At 32.3% G+C, this 18,159-nt stretch carries 20 protein-coding genes and 5 pseudogenes; 10 read left to right on the top strand and 15 right to left on the bottom strand.

Going from position 1 to position 18,159, the window contains the following annotated elements; translation table 11 throughout:
- Positions 1 to 5: 5 nt before the first annotated feature.
- Positions 6 to 440: a hypothetical protein gene (locus AZF37_RS00520; protein ID WP_088369110.1), complete on the bottom strand. Its 435-nt coding sequence runs from the start codon at positions 438 to 440 to the stop codon at positions 6 to 8.
- A pseudogene (locus AZF37_RS00515) lies at positions 440 to 1,123 on the bottom strand (response regulator transcription factor). The gene AZF37_RS00520 and the pseudogene AZF37_RS00515 overlap by 1 nt, the downstream one beginning before the upstream one ends.
- Positions 1,124 to 1,313: 190 nt before the next feature.
- Between AZF37_RS00515 and AZF37_RS00510 the strand changes: the two are divergent.
- The 4 genes and pseudogenes from AZF37_RS00510 to AZF37_RS11985 all read left to right on the top strand — a co-directional run bounded on the left by AZF37_RS00510 (position 1,314) and on the right by AZF37_RS11985 (position 4,797).
- A pseudogene (locus AZF37_RS00510) lies at positions 1,314 to 2,463 on the top strand (IS3 family transposase).
- Between the two features lie 1,188 nt (positions 2,464 to 3,651).
- Positions 3,652 to 3,828: a hypothetical protein gene (locus AZF37_RS00505; protein ID WP_162473762.1), complete on the top strand. Its 177-nt coding sequence runs from the start codon at positions 3,652 to 3,654 to the stop codon at positions 3,826 to 3,828.
- Positions 3,809 to 4,441 (top strand): hypothetical protein, encoded by a 633-nt coding sequence (locus tag AZF37_RS00500; protein ID WP_088369108.1) that lies wholly within the window; start codon positions 3,809 to 3,811, stop codon positions 4,439 to 4,441. Before AZF37_RS00505 ends, AZF37_RS00500 begins: the two co-directional genes overlap by 20 nt.
- Before the next feature lie 221 nt (positions 4,442 to 4,662).
- Entirely contained in the window at positions 4,663 to 4,797 is a 135-nt protein-coding gene (locus AZF37_RS11985; RefSeq protein WP_281178885.1) for a hypothetical protein, read from the top strand.
- Positions 4,798 to 4,812: 15 nt separating this feature from the next.
- On the opposite strand, the pseudogene AZF37_RS00495 reads toward AZF37_RS11985, so the two are convergent.
- Positions 4,813 to 5,962: pseudogene (locus tag AZF37_RS00495) on the bottom strand (IS3 family transposase).
- A 71-nt stretch (positions 5,963 to 6,033) separates the two neighbouring features.
- Here AZF37_RS00495 and AZF37_RS12970 point away from each other — a divergent pair.
- Both AZF37_RS12970 and AZF37_RS00490 read left to right on the top strand, forming a co-directional pair.
- Positions 6,034 to 6,159, top strand: a complete 126-nt coding sequence (locus tag AZF37_RS12970; protein WP_162474076.1) for a helix-turn-helix domain-containing protein — start codon at positions 6,034 to 6,036, stop codon at positions 6,157 to 6,159.
- Between the two features lie 275 nt (positions 6,160 to 6,434).
- Positions 6,435 to 6,797, top strand: a complete 363-nt coding sequence (locus tag AZF37_RS00490) for a DDE-type integrase/transposase/recombinase (protein WP_162473761.1) — start codon at positions 6,435 to 6,437, stop codon at positions 6,795 to 6,797.
- A gap of 361 nt (positions 6,798 to 7,158) precedes the next feature.
- Here the strand turns inward: AZF37_RS00490 and AZF37_RS00485 are convergent, their stop codons facing one another.
- On the bottom strand, positions 7,159 to 7,815 hold the full coding sequence (locus tag AZF37_RS00485; RefSeq protein WP_162473760.1) for a WxL domain-containing protein: 657 nt from the start codon (positions 7,813 to 7,815) through the stop codon (positions 7,159 to 7,161).
- 431 nt (positions 7,816 to 8,246) lie between these two features.
- Positions 8,247 to 8,441 carry a hypothetical protein gene (locus AZF37_RS11100; RefSeq protein WP_245611970.1) on the bottom strand — a complete coding sequence of 65 codons (195 nt, stop codon included), beginning with the start codon at positions 8,439 to 8,441 and terminating at the stop codon, positions 8,247 to 8,249.
- Here AZF37_RS11100 and AZF37_RS00480 point away from each other — a divergent pair.
- The 4 genes from AZF37_RS00480 (at position 8,389) to AZF37_RS00465 (ending at position 11,077) form a co-directional block, all read left to right on the top strand.
- Positions 8,389 to 8,862 carry a WxL domain-containing protein gene (locus AZF37_RS00480; protein ID WP_245612115.1) on the top strand — a complete coding sequence of 158 codons (474 nt, stop codon included), beginning with the start codon at positions 8,389 to 8,391 and terminating at the stop codon, positions 8,860 to 8,862. The two genes, AZF37_RS11100 and AZF37_RS00480, sit on opposite strands and share 53 nt — an antisense overlap.
- Positions 8,863 to 8,934: 72 nt before the next feature.
- Positions 8,935 to 9,975: a DUF916 domain-containing protein gene (locus tag AZF37_RS00475; protein WP_088369104.1), complete on the top strand. Its 1,041-nt coding sequence runs from the start codon at positions 8,935 to 8,937 to the stop codon at positions 9,973 to 9,975.
- A 257-nt stretch (positions 9,976 to 10,232) separates the two neighbouring features.
- The gene (locus AZF37_RS00470) at positions 10,233 to 10,586 is read left to right on the top strand and encodes a hypothetical protein (RefSeq protein WP_162473759.1); all 354 of its coding nucleotides are present in this window, start codon (positions 10,233 to 10,235) and stop codon (positions 10,584 to 10,586) included.
- A 95-nt stretch (positions 10,587 to 10,681) separates the two neighbouring features.
- Entirely contained in the window at positions 10,682 to 11,077 is a 396-nt protein-coding gene (locus AZF37_RS00465) for a hypothetical protein (protein ID WP_162473758.1), read from the top strand.
- A 173-nt stretch (positions 11,078 to 11,250) separates the two neighbouring features.
- On the opposite strand, the gene AZF37_RS00460 is transcribed toward AZF37_RS00465, so the two are convergent.
- From AZF37_RS00460 to AZF37_RS00425, 10 genes and pseudogenes are all read right to left on the bottom strand, one after another.
- On the bottom strand, positions 11,251 to 11,463 hold the full coding sequence (locus AZF37_RS00460; protein ID WP_088369101.1) for a hypothetical protein: 213 nt from the start codon (positions 11,461 to 11,463) through the stop codon (positions 11,251 to 11,253).
- A 45-nt stretch (positions 11,464 to 11,508) separates the two neighbouring features.
- Positions 11,509 to 12,060: pseudogene (locus AZF37_RS00455) on the bottom strand (BMP family protein); the annotation flags it as partial.
- 18 nt (positions 12,061 to 12,078) lie between these two features.
- Positions 12,079 to 12,237 (bottom strand): hypothetical protein, encoded by a 159-nt coding sequence (locus AZF37_RS10120; RefSeq protein ID WP_162473757.1) that lies wholly within the window; start codon positions 12,235 to 12,237, stop codon positions 12,079 to 12,081.
- A 55-nt stretch (positions 12,238 to 12,292) separates the two neighbouring features.
- The gene (locus AZF37_RS00450) at positions 12,293 to 13,840 is read right to left on the bottom strand and encodes an ABC transporter ATP-binding protein (protein ID WP_088369099.1); all 1,548 of its coding nucleotides are present in this window, start codon (positions 13,838 to 13,840) and stop codon (positions 12,293 to 12,295) included.
- A 15-nt stretch (positions 13,841 to 13,855) separates the two neighbouring features.
- The gene (locus AZF37_RS00445) at positions 13,856 to 14,320 is read right to left on the bottom strand and encodes a flavodoxin family protein (RefSeq protein ID WP_245611969.1); all 465 of its coding nucleotides are present in this window, start codon (positions 14,318 to 14,320) and stop codon (positions 13,856 to 13,858) included.
- A pseudogene (locus AZF37_RS11095) lies at positions 14,302 to 15,123 on the bottom strand (amidohydrolase family protein); the annotation flags it as partial. The pseudogene AZF37_RS11095 and the gene AZF37_RS00445, both read right to left, overlap by 19 nt.
- Positions 15,124 to 15,164: 41 nt before the next feature.
- Entirely contained in the window at positions 15,165 to 15,302 is a 138-nt protein-coding gene (locus AZF37_RS10115; RefSeq protein WP_162473756.1) for a hypothetical protein, read from the bottom strand.
- A 13-nt stretch (positions 15,303 to 15,315) separates the two neighbouring features.
- Positions 15,316 to 15,897 (bottom strand): amidohydrolase family protein, encoded by a 582-nt coding sequence (locus tag AZF37_RS00435; protein WP_088369098.1) that lies wholly within the window; start codon positions 15,895 to 15,897, stop codon positions 15,316 to 15,318.
- A 3-nt stretch (positions 15,898 to 15,900) separates the two neighbouring features.
- The gene (locus AZF37_RS00430; RefSeq protein WP_088369097.1) at positions 15,901 to 16,905 is read right to left on the bottom strand and encodes an ABC transporter permease; all 1,005 of its coding nucleotides are present in this window, start codon (positions 16,903 to 16,905) and stop codon (positions 15,901 to 15,903) included.
- A 3-nt stretch (positions 16,906 to 16,908) separates the two neighbouring features.
- On the bottom strand, positions 16,909 to 18,000 hold the full coding sequence (locus tag AZF37_RS00425; RefSeq protein WP_088369096.1) for an ABC transporter permease: 1,092 nt from the start codon (positions 17,998 to 18,000) through the stop codon (positions 16,909 to 16,911).
- Between the last annotated feature and the right edge of the window lie 159 nt (positions 18,001 to 18,159).

The following is an 18,159-nucleotide window of genomic DNA, read 5'->3' as shown; positions in this document are numbered from 1 at the left end:
TGTGGCTATGGTGATAAAAAAGTAGTGGAAAACTTTTTAATTACCACCTCAGCATCATCAGGTAATGCTTCATAGTTTACATGGGTCTCATTTTTACCATAGGTGACTAAATTGTATTGGCTATCAATTACCAAGACATCTTCTGTTTTCCCCTCGTTAAGGAAACGTAAAAAACCTCCATAACCATTACTACCCCCCCTTTTTTGACTATATTGGCTACCTTTTCCTTTTCCCATTTCAGTCATTTGATTCGTATTGGGGGAAAAGTAGTCAATAAGATATTTACTGATAGACTCCGCATTTTTCAACATACTACTCCTATAGGTTGTTATGATATTTTCAGAATAAAACCGAGTAAATAGAACGCCTATCATTACTGTTAAAATTAAGATAGAAATGCCAAAATAAATAATAAGTTTTAAAGCAATCTTATTTTTCATTATAATACCTCAAACTTATAGCCTACGCCCCAAAATGGTTTTAATTTCCCAGTTCGGATGTGGTAACTGGTCAAGTTTTGCCCTTAAACGTTTAATATGTGAATCTACGCTCCTATTATCACCATAATAATCATAGCCCCAAAGTTTATTCAAAAGATTATCTCTTGTAAAAACTCTATTGGGATTACTCATAAAAAGCCATAGCATTTCAATTTCTTTTTTTGTTAATATTATTTCTTCAGAACCAAGCTCAGCTTTATAGCTGGATAAGTCCACCATTAAATTATCAAATGAAATTTTTCAGCTTCAACAGGTTCTTCTTTATTAATTCTTCTTAATATTGCTCTGACTCTCGCCATAACTTCACCAGGTGAAAAAGGTTTTACAATATAATCATCAGCCCCTATGTCAAACCCCATAATTTTCTCAAAATCTTCACCTCTTGCAGTAATCATAATAATAGGAGCTTGAGACGTTTTACGAATTTCCCGGCAAACTTCGAAACCATCCTTTTTAGGCATCATTACATCTAATAAAATTAGATCAAATTTTTTCTCAAAAAAGCATCTAAGGCACTTTCTCCATCAAAAACTTTAGTAACGCTAAATCCTTCTTTTTTAGCATATTGTTCTAATATAGAAGCAATTTTTTTCATTATCATCAGCAATTAATAAATTCACCATGCTTAATCTCCTCTCAAAAAATTCTACTAGCTATATTTATAATACCATTTTACACCAATTTTTTGTCTTTTTTATGTTTTTTTAATAAATAAGAATACCATTGTTTTTGTTTTGGACATATACTAAAAAAGTAGACAGGAAAAAGTGAAACATGTTTTAAATAAGTAGACACATAAGAAAGGATAAAATTATGAATAATTACAAGAAATACGATGAAGAATTTAAAAAAAGTATTGTTAATTTACACCAAAACGGTAAAACTCAATCCCAACTTTCTAAAGAATATGGTGTCTCCATGTCTGCTTTACACAAGTGGATTAAACTTTATTCTCAGGTTAGAATTGATGATGATACTATTCTAACCGCTAAGCAGATTAAGGATCTTCAAAAGCGTAATGCTCGACTCTAGGAGGAAAATATCATTTTAAAAAAAGCAATTGCCATATTCACGCCTCACTCAGACAAAGATTAATGGCTGTTCATACCCTTCGTTTTCAGCACGCTATCTCTTTTCTTTGTCATGTCCTTAAAGTGAACCGCAGCTCCTATTACAAATACTTTTCGGAAAAACTTTCTCCTAGAACTATTGAGAATTAAAAACTCCGTCAGCTTATTCTCGGAGATTTGTCATCTTACTAAGAGACGTATTGGCCCATCTAAGATTAAGGCTCTTCTTTCCTATGACTATGGCATCAACATCAGTATTGGTAGAGCGAGCCGCCTGATGACTGACATGAATCTTCCTAAAATGCCTACTATCAAACTTCGGTTTATTCATCCGAGGTCTATTCCCAATTTTGATTGCCCTAACTACCTAAATCAAAATTTTAATGTTCCTCAGCCCAATCAAGTCTGGGCTAGTGACATTACCTATATTAATTTAAATGCCTCTTTTGCTTATCTCTGTGTTATTATGGATTTATTTTCTCGTAAAATTATTGCTTGGAAGCTCTCTCTTAAAATTGATACTTCTCTTGTTAAGGATACTTTTATCAAAGCCTTTTATTCTCAAAAACCTTCTACTTCTCTTATTTTTCATTCTGACAGAGGTTCCTAATATACTTCTTTTATCTTTAGAAAGCTCCTTGATTCTTTTGGTATCATTCAATCTTTTTCTAAGCTTTCTCATCCTTGGGACAATGCTGTCGTTGAGTCCTTTTTAAATATATGAAAAAAGAAGAAATTCTTCGTAGGTCTTTTTCTTCCTTTGCTCAAATTAAGCTTTCCTGCTTTGAACACATTGAGGGCTTCTACAACCCCCTATACGTCCCCACTCTGCTAATAACATTCTTTCTCCTAATTCCAAAGAAGACTATTTTTTCACTTCTATTAAAACTTAATTTCACTTTTTCTATCTACTCTATTGACATTCTTCCAGAGGTATATTCTTCTATCATTTTCTCACCGCCTTTTTTCATTATATAACAAAAGATAGGAGACACGTCTTTTTGTGTCTCCTATCTTTATACTATTTCAGTTTTATAAGTAGAAAAGGCTACTGATTAAGCTTTATTGATACTTGTTGAAAGAGCAAAATGCTTTTATTTAAGATGATTTCTGTTTTTCTTTTTATAATTCAGATTTAGTTTTTTATGGTTAATTTTATAGAAAGAAAATATAAAAATAATAGAATAATGGTATTTAATGTAAATGACTAATAAACAGTCGAGCAAGTGTTTCATATCTAAACTTTGCTTAATTAAATATATCTTTCGTTCACTTTGCTATAATATTGGTTATTGTTTTTCAGTGGAATATAGATAATTTATTATAGTGTCAAGGTGAACTTGGACAAAAAAATTAATAGAAATTATTGGAATACTGAAATCCATAATGAAAATAATCTAAACTAAAATGAATACATTTAGTGTTTTTTAAAAGTTTTTAAATAATCGACAATATTATATGTTTTTGTTTGATATAATTTATTAGGTCGAATTTTATGCTTAAAAGAGTCGACCGCTGTATTATCATAAGGACTTGCCTGTGAGAAAGTCTATGAATAAAATGGTAAATAGCAGAACTTACATAAAAAGGATAACCTGTGTATTGAATTCTTTAATTTGCATGAATAGTCAATCATATAATAATTGTTTCTTTTTTGAAAAATCTGTATTTTAATAGCATCCTATTATACCTTTATGGATAAAGATAATTTCAAAAAGTATATTTCTGAGAATTTCATTTTCAAATTCAAGATTTAAAGGAGTGTAATAAGGGAATTCATTGTAGCCTAAATGTAATACTTCAAAATACTGACAAACTTTTAAATATCTAGTTCTTTTGCTAGCTTTTTATTTGTTTTTCAGCATATAACAATTAATTCACATTAAATAGTATAATTATATGATAATATCTAAGATGTTGACAAATATAATATAATATTATATTATATTAATAAAAAAATTATAAAATGTATTTTCCTAAAATGATGAAAACTTATCAGAGTGGTATTTTTATTAGATTGTTGAATACTTTTATTTGTATCTTGAGTGTAATTTGCATAAATATAAGGAGTAATGATTAAAATGAATACAAAGAAAAAATTTTTTGGACCGGTATTAATATTATTTTTAGTTGTTTTTTTGATGTTTTGTTGTACATCGATTGACAACTGGATACAAGGAGCACAGGTGATGCTTTATCCAACGGAGCTTCAAAATAAGGGTTTTGATGATGTAAATTATGGTTCAAATGGTAATTAGTTGGATGTTAGATCCAAAAGATGTTCCTGGCTGGTCAACAACTGATATAAATAATCAAATTGAGATTTGGGCAACCCCTTTATATAGAGCAGTGTCTCATAATGGTCGTTTTATATGCGAACTTAATGCTAACTCTCCTGCATCTGTGTATCAAAATCTTTCAACAGATTCAGGGTCTTTGTATAGATGGTCTTTTTGGCATAGGGCAAGATATGGCGGGATGGAGTATGCGGGCGCTTTAATAAATGGTGATAAAGCTTTTGATATTGATAATCAATTTGAATTTATAGCTGATAGCACTGTACGTTATTTGACTTATCATGAAGGGTATTTTGCAACACCTCCGTCACTTTCTATAACAAGAGTTGAATTTAAGGCTTATAGTAAAAAACCTTATGATAGTGATGTTGCTGGGAATCTTATTGATGGTTGTGATTGGGTTAAGATTGCTTCGCCAGTAAACAATACAATTTATTTAGGTGATTCAGCTCCAGATGATAATAGCTTAGTGACTTCCTTGTTGCAAGGTTATAGTGCTAATGTAGTTCAACCGGTTGATTTTTCAACTATTGGAAAAAACAATATCTATAGATATTATGGATATCAGAAATAATAAAAAGTTGGTACTATAACTTCATTTGTTAATGTAAGAGAGAAAAACAAACTAAATTTTGATAGTAATGGAGGAGAAGGAATAATGTCTCCTCTAAGCCTCAAGGAAGGTGCTAAACAAAATTTACCAAGTAATAACTACACAAAACGGGTTATGCATTTAGCGGTTGTAATACAGCAAAAGATGGAAGTGGAATAAAATGGGACTTTGCAAGTACAGTGATGCCAAATAATTATGTAATTTTATATACCCAATGGGAAGAACATGGCTATGAATTAAGTGTTGAAAACTTCAGTGTGGATATAAAGGAAGTAGACAGTTTAAATGAAGCTACTGGAAGAATGTCAATAGAGTAGATAGAAAAAGTGAAATTAAGTTTTAATAGAAGTGAAAAAATAGTCTTCTTTGGAATTAGGAGAAAGAATGTTATTAGCAGAGTGGGGACGTATAGGGGGTTGTAGAAGCCCTCAATGTGTTCAAAGCAGGAAAGCTTAATTTGAGCAAAGGAAGAAAAAGACCTACGAAGAATTTCTTCTTTTTTCATATATTTAAAAAGGACTCAACGACAGCATTGTCCCAAGGATGAGAAAGCTTAGAAAAAGATTGAATGATACCAAAAGAATCAAGGAGCTTTCTAAAGATAAAAGAAGTATATTAGGAACCTCTGTCAGAATGAAAAATAAGAGAAGTAGAAGGTTTTTGAGAATAAAAGGCTTTGATAAAAGTATCCTTAACAAGAGAAGTATCAATTTTAAGAGAGAGCTTCCAAGCAATAATTTTACGAGAAAATAAATCCATAATAACACAGAGATAAGCAAAAGAGGCATTTAAATTAATATAGGTAATGTCACTAGCCCAGACTTGATTGGGCTGAGGAACATTAAAATTTTGATTTAGGTAGTTAGGGCAATCAAAATTGGGAATAGACCTCGGATGAATAAACCGAAGTTTGATAGTAGGCATTTTAGGAAGATTCATGTCAGTCATCAGGCGGCTCGCTCTACCAATACTGATGTTGATGCCATAGTCATAGGAAAGAAGAGCCTTAATCTTAGATGGGCCAATACGTCTCTTAGTAAGATGACAAATCTCCGAGAATAAGCTGACGGAGTTTTTAATTCTCAATAGTTCTAGGAGAAAGTTTTTCCGAAAAGTATTTGTAATAGGAGCTGCGGTTCACTTTAAGGACATGACAAAGAAAAGAGATAGCGTGCTGAAAACGAAGGGTATGAACAGCCATTAATCTTTGTCTGAGTGAGGCGTGAATATGGCAATTGCTTTTTTTAAAATGATATTTTCCTCCTAGAGTCGAGCATTACGCTTTTGAAGATCCTTAATCTGCTTAGCGGTTAGAATAGTATCATCATCAATTCTAACCTGAGAATAAAGTTTAATCCACTTGTGTAAAGCAGACATGGAGACACCATATTCTTTAGAAAGTTGGGATTGAGTTTTACCGTTTTGGTGTAAATTAACAATACTTTTTTTAAATTCTTCATCGTATTTCTTGTAATTATTCATAATTTTATCCTTTCTTATGTGTCTACTTATTTAAAACATGTTTCACTTTTTCCTGTCTACTTTTTTAGTATATATCCAAAATTCACAGTAAAGAAGAAAAGCTATCAATAGTAAAGCGATACTTGTCAGGAGAATCTAGAAAAAACCTCTCAAAAGAAACTGGAATAAGTGAAAGCAACATCCACAAATGGGAGTAACAATAATTAGCAGAAGGAGAACCTAATCAGTATGAAAAACACAAGTATTGCTAGATGCTCATATTAAAAATATTCATACCCACTATCCTTCAATGTGGGATACCGACAACTGCGAGATAAACTTGAATTAGAGGTTGATTGGCAAGTATGTGATGTGTCTGTGTGGCGTTCAATGAAGCGGCTCAATATTAGAGGATATACACGTAAAGCCCGTTACCTGTATTTATCCTAATATTTTAAATCGAAAATTTAACACACTAGATTCTCTCAGAAAAGTGGTTTCAGATATTACATATATTAAACATAAAGGAAAATGTTACTATCTAATTTGTTATTTAGATTTATTCAACAATGAAATTATAGAATGGGAATTAAGTGATTCTCTTGGTATGAAATTTGTTCTAGACTCCGCAAAAAGGTTTCTGGAAAAACAAAGCGTACTTGATTACCCTATCCTTTTACACCGTGACCAAGGTATTCAATACACTTCATCAGCTTATCAAGCCTTGCTTAGAGAATATAATGTTGTTCAAAGTATGTCAAGAGTCGATAACCCAAAAGATAATGCCATTACGGAAAGTTTCTTTGGCAGGTTTAAAGATGTTTTGCGTTTTCAATTCCGCCCCGTTATTGGTTAGAAGATGATTTACGCTCTGTAGTCGCTAAAACAATTCACTATTTTAATTATATTAGGCCTGTTCGGAAACTTAATGGAAAACCACCTGTCCGATTTAGAATTGAACAGGTGGTTTAATTCAGTCTTTTTATGCCTCTTAATTATTGACTACTTCATTAATAAAAAACTAAGAACTAGGTAGTTTGATAACTATCTAAGTCTAATACAATTATTTATATTAAATACTAAGCCTATTCCTATCTGCTAAACTTAAAATGATAATTAACACGCTTCATAGGTTTTTAGACCACTTTTTATTCTCTCTCATTTCTATTAATCACATTCTATACTACTTTTCATTTTAACATGATTTAAAAAATCATCTAGACTACAACTGCTGCAGGTACATCAGATAACGTCCATACTAAAGTACATAAATAATCTCCGGCTTTTGCTTCTCCAGCTTTAACATTTAAAGTAATTTTATCTCCTGTCCAATTTGCAGCCCAACCCAAAAGACCTTGGTCACTCAAGTGGGATGTGGATAGAACTGTAGATGGAATAGCAACTCCTAAATTAAAATTATCAGCATAAATTGTACCTGAACCATTAAATACTAATGGTTCAGTTCCTATACCAGCAGTTGTAGAATCTTGAACAAGTGTAGGCTTTATTAATTTTATATTACCTCCATCTAATTCATCCAATATTATTGAATGTAGTTCATCTTCTTCATAAGATATCATTCCAGTGAGAGCTTGAACTGTTAATTTATAACCATTTATGCCACCTCTTTCATCCGTTACATGCGCTGTATAGGTGGTAGTATTTGGTAATGTTGCGCTACTAGCTTTTACTGCATTTACAAAAATATCTCCAAAAGCAAATGCACTAGGGATAGCGTCCAATGTTAAATCCCCTGTTTTAAATTTTGCAGTAACTTGTGTTGTTCCTGTAAGGTTTGCTGCAAATACTGAAACTGGCAAAGCAAATCCTAATATTAGTAAACTTGCAAATAATATTAAAACTTTTTTCTTCATATAAAAAATCTCTCTCCTGTCACATACACGATGTGTTTTCATTTTTCGCTAATGTTATTTTGAGTAATTGAAGTCTTTTTCTTAAACAGTAGTAGCTCGCTATTTTATTATAAAATATTTTTCAGTATTTTATATATTTCTTTAATTTTATAGTATAGTCATTGCAGTAATAAGTCAATGCTTTTTTAGTGAAATTTCCTTGTATTATAATAAAAATAATACATTTATACTGTTTTTTATAAAGCTATTTATGCTAAAATATATTTAGATGAGTTATACTAAAAAGTATTATGATACATGTTTTAATCATAAAAATATTATTGAATTGGCAAACAAACGCCTTATAGAATACAATTAAAAAACATAACAATAACAAAAAAATATTTTATGAATAAGAAGGTAAAATAATGACAAGTCAAATTCTAACCCTATTAAAAAAATATTCTATATTTATTAATAATAGTTATATTATTTATTAACTTAAACTTACTCCAGCCTAATTCTTTAAAGGCAGAAGAGCCTGCTTCTTTATTAACATTAGATAAAGTTCCTGATTCTTTTGCTTTTGGAGATATTTTTGTAAATGCAGTAAAAGCTAGTAGCGCAACATTACCAAATACTACCACCTATACAGCGCATGTAACGGATGAAAGAGGTGGCATAAATGGTTATAAATTAACAGTTCAAGCTCTCACTGGAATGATATCTTATGAAGAAGATGAACTACATTCAATAATATTGGATGAATTAGATGGAGGTAATATAAAATTAATAAAGCCTACACTTGTTCAAGATTCTACAACTGCTGGTATAGGAACTGAACCATTAGTATTTAATGGTTCAGGTACAATTTATGCTGATAATTTTAATTTAGGAGTTGCTATTCCATCTACAGTTCTATCCACATCCCACTTGAGTGACCAAGGTCTTTTGGGTTGGGCTGCAAATTGGACAGGAGATAAAATTACTTTAAATGTTAAAGCTGGAGAAGCAAAAGCCGGAGATTATTTATGTACTTTGACATGGTCATTAGCTGATGTGCCATAATATTTTGATATGGACATTAGTAAATGTTCTTGTTATTGTTTAAATAATTGATTTTTTAAACTTGGGGTAATTGTGGATACAGTTATCCCAAGTGTTTTTGGTAAGGGGGATGGAAATATGTTGAAAAAAATATGTATTATAACTATAATAGCTCTTTTTTCTTTTATATTTGGTGCATGTCAAATACTAGCAGATGATGAATATATGACAATGGAAGCAAACTTACCTAGCAATCAAATTCACACTAATGAAACTTTTTTTGATTTATCTATTCAGCCTGAAATGAGTCAGGTTCTTGAGGTAACGCTTGTTAATAACAAAGATGCTGATGTAGAATTAGAAGGTGAAATAACAAATGCTTGGACAACAATGAATGGAGAAATTGATTATTCACCTACAAAATATCCTTTAGATGTAAGCTTACAAAACCCTTTAAGCACAATACTGGAATTGAATGAAAAAGAAATAAGTTTACCAGCTAAAACTACAAAAAAAATTACAGCCAATTTAAAAATTCCGAAAGACATAAAAAAAGGAATAATACTAGGTGGAATTCAATATAGAGAGAAAAAAAATAAAAATGATATAGCAAATAAAACTCAAGTAGATAATATAAGTGCGTTAATCAAAGGCGTAAAACTAAACTATGATATAGCTCCTGAACCTAATATTATTATTAATAAAGCAGGTGTTACAAGATATAAAAGAATACCAGTAATTACTATTAATGTTCAAAATACTGAAGCTTCAATAATAAATAATATGATTCTTAAAACGGAAGTTAAGAAGGCAGGATCCTCAGAAATTTTGCAATCTGATGAAAGCTCTAAGATTGCTATGGCACCAAATTCTAATGCTGACTTACCAATATATTGGAAAAAAAATAATATAGATCCAGGGAATTATGTAGTAGATGTTACAGTGAAAATCGGAGATAAGGATTGGAAAAAACAATTATCTTTTACAGTAGATCAAAAGACCTCTGATGATACTACAAACGTTGTTAATCCTCCTGATTATTCAATTTTTCTTTATATTATTTTTAACATTGCATTAGTAATTTTAGTATATTTTTTAATAAAAAATAGAAGGAATAAAGAAAATAGAAAGTGATAATAGTATAAATATGCTTTTTACACCAAGTAAATAGGAGGATTAATAATGAAAAAATTAGTGTCAGCAATTTTAACTTTGATATTGTTTTTACATTTGGAATTTCTGTAATATCAGCTAGTTCACAAAGTCAAAGCACTATTATTACAGCTAAATTTGTTAAAGGTGATTTAAAGTTACTTGAAGTGCCAAGTGTTTTTAACTTTGGTTCGATTTCGCTTAACGGGCATTATGTTACTAATACTTATCTTGACTCAATGGTTAATAGTAATGTAAGAGTGAGCGATGAGCGAGGAGTGTCAAGTGGATATAGATTTACGGTTCAAGCCAGTCTTCCTATGAGAGTTTATTATACAGATGGTCAACATACTGTATTTGCAGATGCTTTAAGCGGCAGTAATATATGTCTGAAAAAGGTGAGTTCTTTGACTCAAATAACTGGAGAAATTACTTCGGGAATATCTGCAGGAACACCACCAAAAGTTTATTCCAATATATATGCAGATGTTTTTATTAACAATGTCAGTATGCCATCTAATGTTGTGAGAGCTCCACGTACTGATGAAGGACTGCTTCAATGGAAGGCAACGTGGTCTGTGGAGATAATATAGCCCTTATTGTTTCACCAGGTGATGCAATCCCCCTCGATTATTCAACCACCTTAATTTGGACATTAACTGACGTACCTGATTAATTATTTTTTATATTGATGAATTACAGTAAATTGATATTTAATTTTTTAATAAATAATTTTTTGTGTTTATATAATATATATGGAGGAAATAATGACAAAAATAAAGAAAAGATTATTTGTTTTTTTAGTTTACTTATGAGTGTTTGTATTTCATTTTATTGTACAAACTATACTAATGCTGCTGATGCTATTGCAACTGTTAATTTTACAAATAGTTATAGTCCTAGTCCGGATCCTAAGGAAGCTGATTGGGCAGTTTATGTTGATCCAAAAATTAATTTAAATTTAACAACCCCTTTTGCTACATCAAAAATAGAACTTGTTGGTGCAAATAATTTACCGCTTAGTGCATATAGCAACTTGAACATAGCAGTAAAATTACAATCTTGGGTTATACAGAAAATCTAAATCCAAATATTAAAGACTAAGATTCGAGCTATTTATTTGCATTATATACTACAAAAAATGATAAATACAACCTATTAACGTTTCAAAATAAAATAAAATTTTTTTCATATTCTAATTCCTCTCAATAGAATTAAAAAGCTTTCCAAATTAATTTGGAAAGCTTTTTAGCATACTTACTTAATGTAATCCATAACTTTTAACTTACCACTTTTTATTTCACTAGTAAGTTCTGTGATTTTTGTTTTAACTGCTTCTGGAACTTTTGATTCTAAAGCTGGATTGTAGGTTAAAGATACAATGTCATCTGCAACACCTTTCAAGTAATACTCACCATTAAATTTTCCATCCTTAACATCTTGTGCTACTTGGAAAATAGCTTTAGGCATATTAACCTCACCACACGCAATTAATGATTCTGGATATTGCTCATACTAAGGTGCAATAGAGCCAATAGCATATTTGCCTTTCTCTTTTGCAGCTTCATAGCAACCACGTGCAGCATGATCCGCATTAACCATTAAAATACTTGCACTTTGTTGGAACATTGATAATGATTGCTCTTTAACTTTATTAGCATCATCAAAGTTACCCGTTGTTGCACTTAATACTTTAATATCTGATTTAATGTATTTTGCACCTGCTTCATAACCAACCATTGAATTTTTAATTGGTGGAATTTCTTGTCCGCCAACAGTCCCAACTGGTTCTCCATCATAAAATAGTGCCGCAAAAGCACCTTGAAGGAATCCAGCTTCCCATGCATTATTTTCAATAGATCCTAGGTTTTTATTATTTGATACCTGAGAACTAGTTGCAACAAATTTCACATCTGGATATTCCTCTGCTACTACTTTAGCTCCATCAGAAAACTCAAAACCATGTCCAATTACTAATGTACAACCTTCTTTAGCATAGTCTCTTAAAATCTTTTCATAATCAGATGGTTGTGTATTTTCATTAAATACAATTTCTGCACCTAGCTTATCTTTGGTTCTAACCCTTCATAAGCCGCTTTGGTTCCATCCACCATCGGTTTTAGAACCAGTTAATGCCATGCCTACCTTAAATCCATCTCCTGAACCACTGCTACTATCACCACAAGCTACAAGCCCAAACAATGAAAATATTACTAATATTCCTATTCCTAACCACTTTTTCAATTGAGTCACTCCTTTTGCTAAAAAATTTATTACAACTATAATATAGTTTTAATACTTATACTGCTATGATGTTTTCTTTAACCTCTTCAGTATGTCTTTTTGTTCCAGCCATCATCATACCAATTTCTGTAACATCAAATTCTGCTTTCTCAAGAATACCCATGATTTTACCTTCATACATCACAGCTACTCTGTCACTTAATGATAAAATTTCATCTAATTCTGTTGAAACTAAAAGAACACCACATCCTCTATCTCTTTCAGCTAAAATTCTCTCATGAATATATTCTGTAGCGCCAATATCTAGTCCACGTACAGGATACGCAACAATTAAGAAGTCTGGTTCTCTATCTAATTCTCTTCCAAGAACCATTTTTTGCTGGTTTCCACCGGACAGTTTCCCTGCAAACTCTTCGATATTTGGTGTCTTTACATTAAACTCTTTTACCAGTTCTTCAGATTTCTTATTGATAAATTTCCAATGAAGCAATCCTTTTGAAGAATAAGGAGGGTGGTAGTAACTAACCAATAGCATATTCTCAGCAATTGACATATCAGAAACCATTCCTCTTTTATGTCTATCAGCAGGAACGTGAGAAACTTTCTTTTCAAGAACCTTTCTAGCACTTGCATTAGTCATATCTTCACCTTTAATCTTAATATGTCCGCCTGGCTCAACTTTGCAAAGACCTGTAATCGATTCAATTAATGCATCTTGACCATTGCCATCTACTCCTGCAATACCTAATACTTCATTTTCACGAATTGTTAAATTTATATTTTGAAGTGCACCATGTTGATGTTCATCATAAGGTGTTGAAACATTTTGCATTTCAAGTACAGGATTGCCAGGCTTATATGGCCCTTTCTTTAATTCAACTAATATTTTTCTACCAACCATTAATTCAGCTAAAGTTTCTTTGGTTGTACCTTTTGCTGGTAAAGTATCTTGTGTTTTACCTAAACGTAATACAGTTATTTCATCACAAATTGTTAGTACTTCATTTAATTTGTGACTAATAAAGATTAGAGTTTTCCCCTCATCTCTTAACTGATTCATAATTTTAAATAATTCTTTAACTTCCTGTGGTGTTAATACAGCAGTAGGCTCATCTAAAATAAGAATCTCTGCCCCTCTATAAATAGCTTTTAAAATTTCGATTCTCTGTTGTTCCCCAACTGTTAAATCGCCAACTAAAGCCCAAGGATCAATTGTCATATTATATTGCTTACCTAAAGCAACAAACTCCTTAGCTGCAGTTTTAAGGTCAAGAACTTGTTTGTTCCCCTTTTTTTCTAAAACAACATTTTCAATAACAGAAATTGCTGGAATCAACATAAAATGTTGATGTACCATTCCAATTCCCATTTCAATTGCAACTTTTGGAGAATCTATTTTCACCTTATTGCCATTTAAAAAAATGTCACCACTTGCAGGCTCATATAAACCATATAAAATATTCATTAAGGTAGATTTTCCTGCACCATTCTCACCCATTAAGGCATGAACACTACCTTTTTCCACCTTAAAATTAACGTCATCATTAGCAAGAACATCAGGGAACTGTTTTACAATTTTCTTCATTTCTAAAATAGTTGCCATGATTTCGCCTCCTTTCTAGTGCTCTCTAAGCGGTGATTTACTGTCATTTTGAATTTTCAATGACTCTTTCACTTCAAGCCATTTTGCTCTTCCATAAGCAGATACCATAACAGCCTCACCTAAACCAGCACCTAAACGTTTTACTGTATCAAGACCTACTGTATCCTCTTTAACACCTGCTGCTTTTTGGTCACGACTCCAAACAGTGCCACCATTGTAGCAACCGCCTAGTCCACCAAATGCTAACATCTCATGCATTAAAAAGAAATTTAAAATATTGGTATTAACTAGCTCTTGTCCACCATGACGTGTGCCACCTGTAGATATTGCTGAGCCAACCTTATTTTGCAAACCAACAGGGTATACTAAATAGATTGGACGAAGACGATTAAAAACCGCCTGTAATTGAGCTGTAACATTCATATCATAAACAGGTGATCCTACTAAAAGAGCATCTGCTTCTAATACTTTCTTTTCCAATTCTTGTAAATCATCTTTAATAATACACATAACATTTTTACGGATACAGGCATCCAGTGTACACAATACCCAATTTTTCCTCTAACAGACCATATTTCAGCTTCTATTCCAGGGATTTTTGTTGCCTCACTCAATGCTTCTTCCAAAGCGAATTGAGTTACACCTTTTCTAGGGCTTCCACAAATACCTAAAATTTTTGGCATGATATTTTCCTCCTTACCAATTGGCTTTTTCTGGAGATAGTTTAAACGTTCCTGACATAAAGAAAGTAATCCATCTTCATCTACAGTCAATATTTTTCTATCTTTCATAACAATTTCACCATCGATAATAGCTGTCTCCACATCACTACCACAACAATTGAATACAATACTGCTTAAATAATCGTGTATTGGCATAATATGAGATTTTTTAATATTGACTAAAATTAAATCAGCCTTATATCCTTCTTCTATTAATCCAATGCTATCATCTAGCACCGCTTTTCCACTTTCTGAAAAAGCCATATCCAACATATCATAACGATCGAGAACTTCTGGGTCAAGGTGATTATTTTTCTGTAATAAAGCACCTGTCTTCAATACTTCAAACATATCTTCACGGTCATTACTACCTGGACCATCTGTTCCTAGAGTAACGGTAATGCCTTTTTCCCTCATTAAAGGAATTTTTGCTGTCCCATCTCCTAAAATCATATTGGCCACAGGATTATAAATAACAGATGCATCATATTTCTTAATTGTATTAAGCTCCTCATCTGAAAGCCAAATACTATGAGCTAATTGTGTTCTTTTGCTCAAAACACCTAGCTTTTCAAAAAAGGCACATTTCTCATTCCATACATTTACATAGTTTTATCAACGACACCTTCAGTTTCAGCTGTATGAATATGATAGGTTGTATCATATTTTTCCGCAAGTCCATATGTGTCAACCATAAGTTGTTCACTAATTGCCCAAGGATTTAACGGTCCTAATGACACTTTACTGCGGCCATTATGCGTATTGCGTATTATGGTAGGTTTCTAAAAGCCTTATTGACTCACTTTTAATGTGTGCTCCATCTTCCAGTAGAGCATCATAGGCATTAATATCTCCGAAAGTTCTGCAATAAGTTCCTCTAATACCACTTTTAATCATAGCCTCAATTGTCTTATCATCAAATTCAGGTTTTATATGAACATAGTGTTGATCAATAACACTGGTAGCCCCGCTTTTAATATTCTCTACTGCTCCTACTAGGGCAGAAAGGTAAAAATCATCTTCTTCCATAATAGTTATAAAAGGCCAAATATATTCTTTTAGCCATGTAAAAAGACTCCTACCATCACTAAAACCTCTTGTAAATGTCTGAAACAAATGGGTGTGTCCATTTAAAAAACCAGGCATTAACAATTGTCCGTTAGCCTGAAGAATTTCTTCACCTTCACCTTTGTTTAAAAGGTAGGCTTCGTCATTAACAGTTCCTATTTTTGTGATACGATTTTCTTTAATAAGCACGTATTGTTCATGTAAAACAGTCATGTCTCTTTTGCTTTTTATTTTTAAAAGAGAACAATTGTCAATAAAGATTTTCATATTCTACTCCTTAACGTAAGCAGTTCCACTTGCTGCTGGTTGATGTGTTTTACCAACCAATCCACAAAGTGCAATTATTGTAATTACGTATGGTAGCATACTAATTAAATCATTTAGCCAGTTCCAACCTAGTGATTTTACTAAATACTGGATTGACTCTGCACCCCCAAAAATTAGAGAAGCGCCAAATGCTCCAACAGTTGTATATTTTCCAAAAATAACAGCAGCTAAAGCAATAAATCCTTTACCACCAACCATGTTTTCAGCGAATATTTTAACATCTAATAAAAGGATTGCTCCTGCTAAACCAGACATTAAGCCCCCGAATATAGTTGTGCCATAACGGATTCTGTTAACATTAATACCTACAGTATCACAAGCTTTTGGATGTTCCCCTACGCTTCTTATTTTTAAACCTAAGTTGGTTCTAAATAAGATAAATTGTAAAACAAATACTAAAATCGCCATAATATATACCATAATGTGCTGTGATAAAATAGTATCTAAAAATGGTCCAATTTTAGGTATTCCAGCTAAGAAATCAAAATTCATTACAGGATAGCCTACACTTTGTCCAACGTTAGACTGTACCGCTCTAAATATAGTTGAGGTAATTCCTAAGCCTAAAATATTAATTGCAACCCCAATTACAATCTGATTAGAACGTAGAGTAATTGTTAATACTGAGAATAAGAGTGCCATTACACCTGCTGCTAACATACCCGTAACAGAACCAATTAAGGTACTACCTGTAATAGCTGTTCCCATCCAAGCAGATAAAGCACCTGTTAATAAGAAACCCTCAGCTCCAATATTAACAATTCCAGCTCTCTCATTAAATACTAAACCAATTGCTGCAATAGCAAGAGGTGTTGCAATTCTCAAATCCTGAGCAATAAAGTTTGCAAGAATACTACTAGCGCTTTCAGGAAGGAGTAAACCACATAATAATATAGCGATTAGAATGATTCCAACTATAATGCCATACTTTTTAGTTTTCTTTTTCATAGTCTATTTCTCCTTCTTCTTGTTACTATTTGCACTTTTAATTAATCTGCGTTTATTGTATTCAGCCAGTAAGAATCCACTAGCAATAACAAAAATAATAACAAATGCTTGAATAACACTTACAATATAGGGAGAAATTGTTCCCTTACTTCCCATAGCCAATCCACCATTCTTAAGAATAGCAAACAGCACTGCTGCTAAGCCCATTCCCGCTGGATTTAATTGTCCTAAAAGGGCTACTGCGATTCCGTCAAATCCATAGTTTGATGAGAAGTTAGGTAAGATTCTTGATTGAACACTTAACAATTCACAAACACCAGCTAAACCACCAAAGCCACCTGCCATAAACATGGATAACATCGCATTACTTTTTACTTTCATCCCTGCATATTCTGCGGCAGTTGGATTAAGACCAACCACTCTCATTTCATATCCTCTCTTCATTTTGAAGAAGAAAATATAATAGAATACTAGTCCTAGTATTGCAATAATAATGGAAAAAGTTAAATCGGACTTTGAAATTAAAAATCCTTTTGCAAATCGGGCTGTTTCCAAAAACTCAATACTTTGCGGGTTTCCTGATTGATCATTAAATGGTCCATCGTAACCAACTAAGTATCGAACTAAGTACAACGCAATGTAGTTTAACATAATGGTTGTAATAACTTCATTGGCGCCAAAGGAAGTCTTAAGCCAACCTGCAATAAATCCCCATAAACCCCCAGCAATAAAACCTACAATAATTGCTAGTGAAAGATGGATAAACATCGGTAAACCTTGTACATAAATGGCCACTAAACCAGAAGCAAGTCCACCTAACAAGAATTGTCCTTCAGCCCCAATGTTTACTAAGCCACATCGGGAAGCAATAGCATATGCTAAGGCTGTAAAGACAAGGGGTGCTACTTTTGCTAGCATATCACCAATTTGAACCGGCCCACCTAACGCACCTTTTAGAAAATCTTGAACGGCTCTAGGCACGTCTTGCCCTAATATTAAAATTAAAAGCATACCCATGCATAAAGCAAGTACGACTGCTACAATTGGAGTTAAAATTTTAATGGTCATTTCCATTTTAGAAGCATGTCTTTTCACCTACGTCACCTCTTTTTCATTTTATATAAAAATAAATACAATAGCTGTCAACATAATATGACAATCTTACTTTTCAAGTTGCGGGATCTTGCTTAAAGTTCTCCTTTTGTCTCATCTAGGCGAATGGATTATGCTCAATCTATTGTATTTACCTTATAT

It is taken from the genome of endosymbiont 'TC1' of Trimyema compressum, from assembly GCF_001584725.1.
Lineage (GTDB): Bacteria > Bacillota > TC1 > TC1 > TC1 > TC1.
Note: the sequence above shows the minus strand (reverse complement) of the source record. Positions and strands in the feature narration are given on the sequence as shown.

What these genes read in the sequence shown, in the direction of transcription:
- AZF37_RS00430 (WP_088369097.1), bottom strand. Translation starts at nt 16,905, where the DNA reads ATGAAAAAGAAAACTAAAAAGTATGGCATTATAGTTGGAATCATTCTA.
- AZF37_RS00520 (WP_088369110.1), bottom strand. Translation starts at nt 440, where the DNA reads ATGAAAAATAAGATTGCTTTAAAACTTATTATTTATTTTGGCATTTCT.
- AZF37_RS00500 (WP_088369108.1), top strand. Translation starts at nt 3,809, where the DNA reads ATGGTTCAAATGGTAATTAGTTGGATGTTAGATCCAAAAGATGTTCCT.
- AZF37_RS00485 (WP_162473760.1), bottom strand. Translation starts at nt 7,815, where the DNA reads ATGAAGAAAAAAGTTTTAATATTATTTGCAAGTTTACTAATATTAGGA.
- AZF37_RS11985 (WP_281178885.1), top strand. Translation starts at nt 4,663, where the DNA reads ATGCCAAATAATTATGTAATTTTATATACCCAATGGGAAGAACATGGC.
- AZF37_RS00470 (WP_162473759.1), top strand. Translation starts at nt 10,233, where the DNA reads ATGGTTAATAGTAATGTAAGAGTGAGCGATGAGCGAGGAGTGTCAAGT.
- AZF37_RS00450 (WP_088369099.1), bottom strand. Translation starts at nt 13,840, where the DNA reads ATGGCAACTATTTTAGAAATGAAGAAAATTGTAAAACAGTTCCCTGAT.
- AZF37_RS00435 (WP_088369098.1), bottom strand. Translation starts at nt 15,897, where the DNA reads ATGAAAATCTTTATTGACAATTGTTCTCTTTTAAAAATAAAAAGCAAA.
- AZF37_RS00460 (WP_088369101.1), bottom strand. Translation starts at nt 11,463, where the DNA reads ATGCCTAAAGCTATTTTCCAAGTAGCACAAGATGTTAAGGATGGAAAA.
- AZF37_RS00505 (WP_162473762.1), top strand. Translation starts at nt 3,652, where the DNA reads ATGAATACAAAGAAAAAATTTTTTGGACCGGTATTAATATTATTTTTA.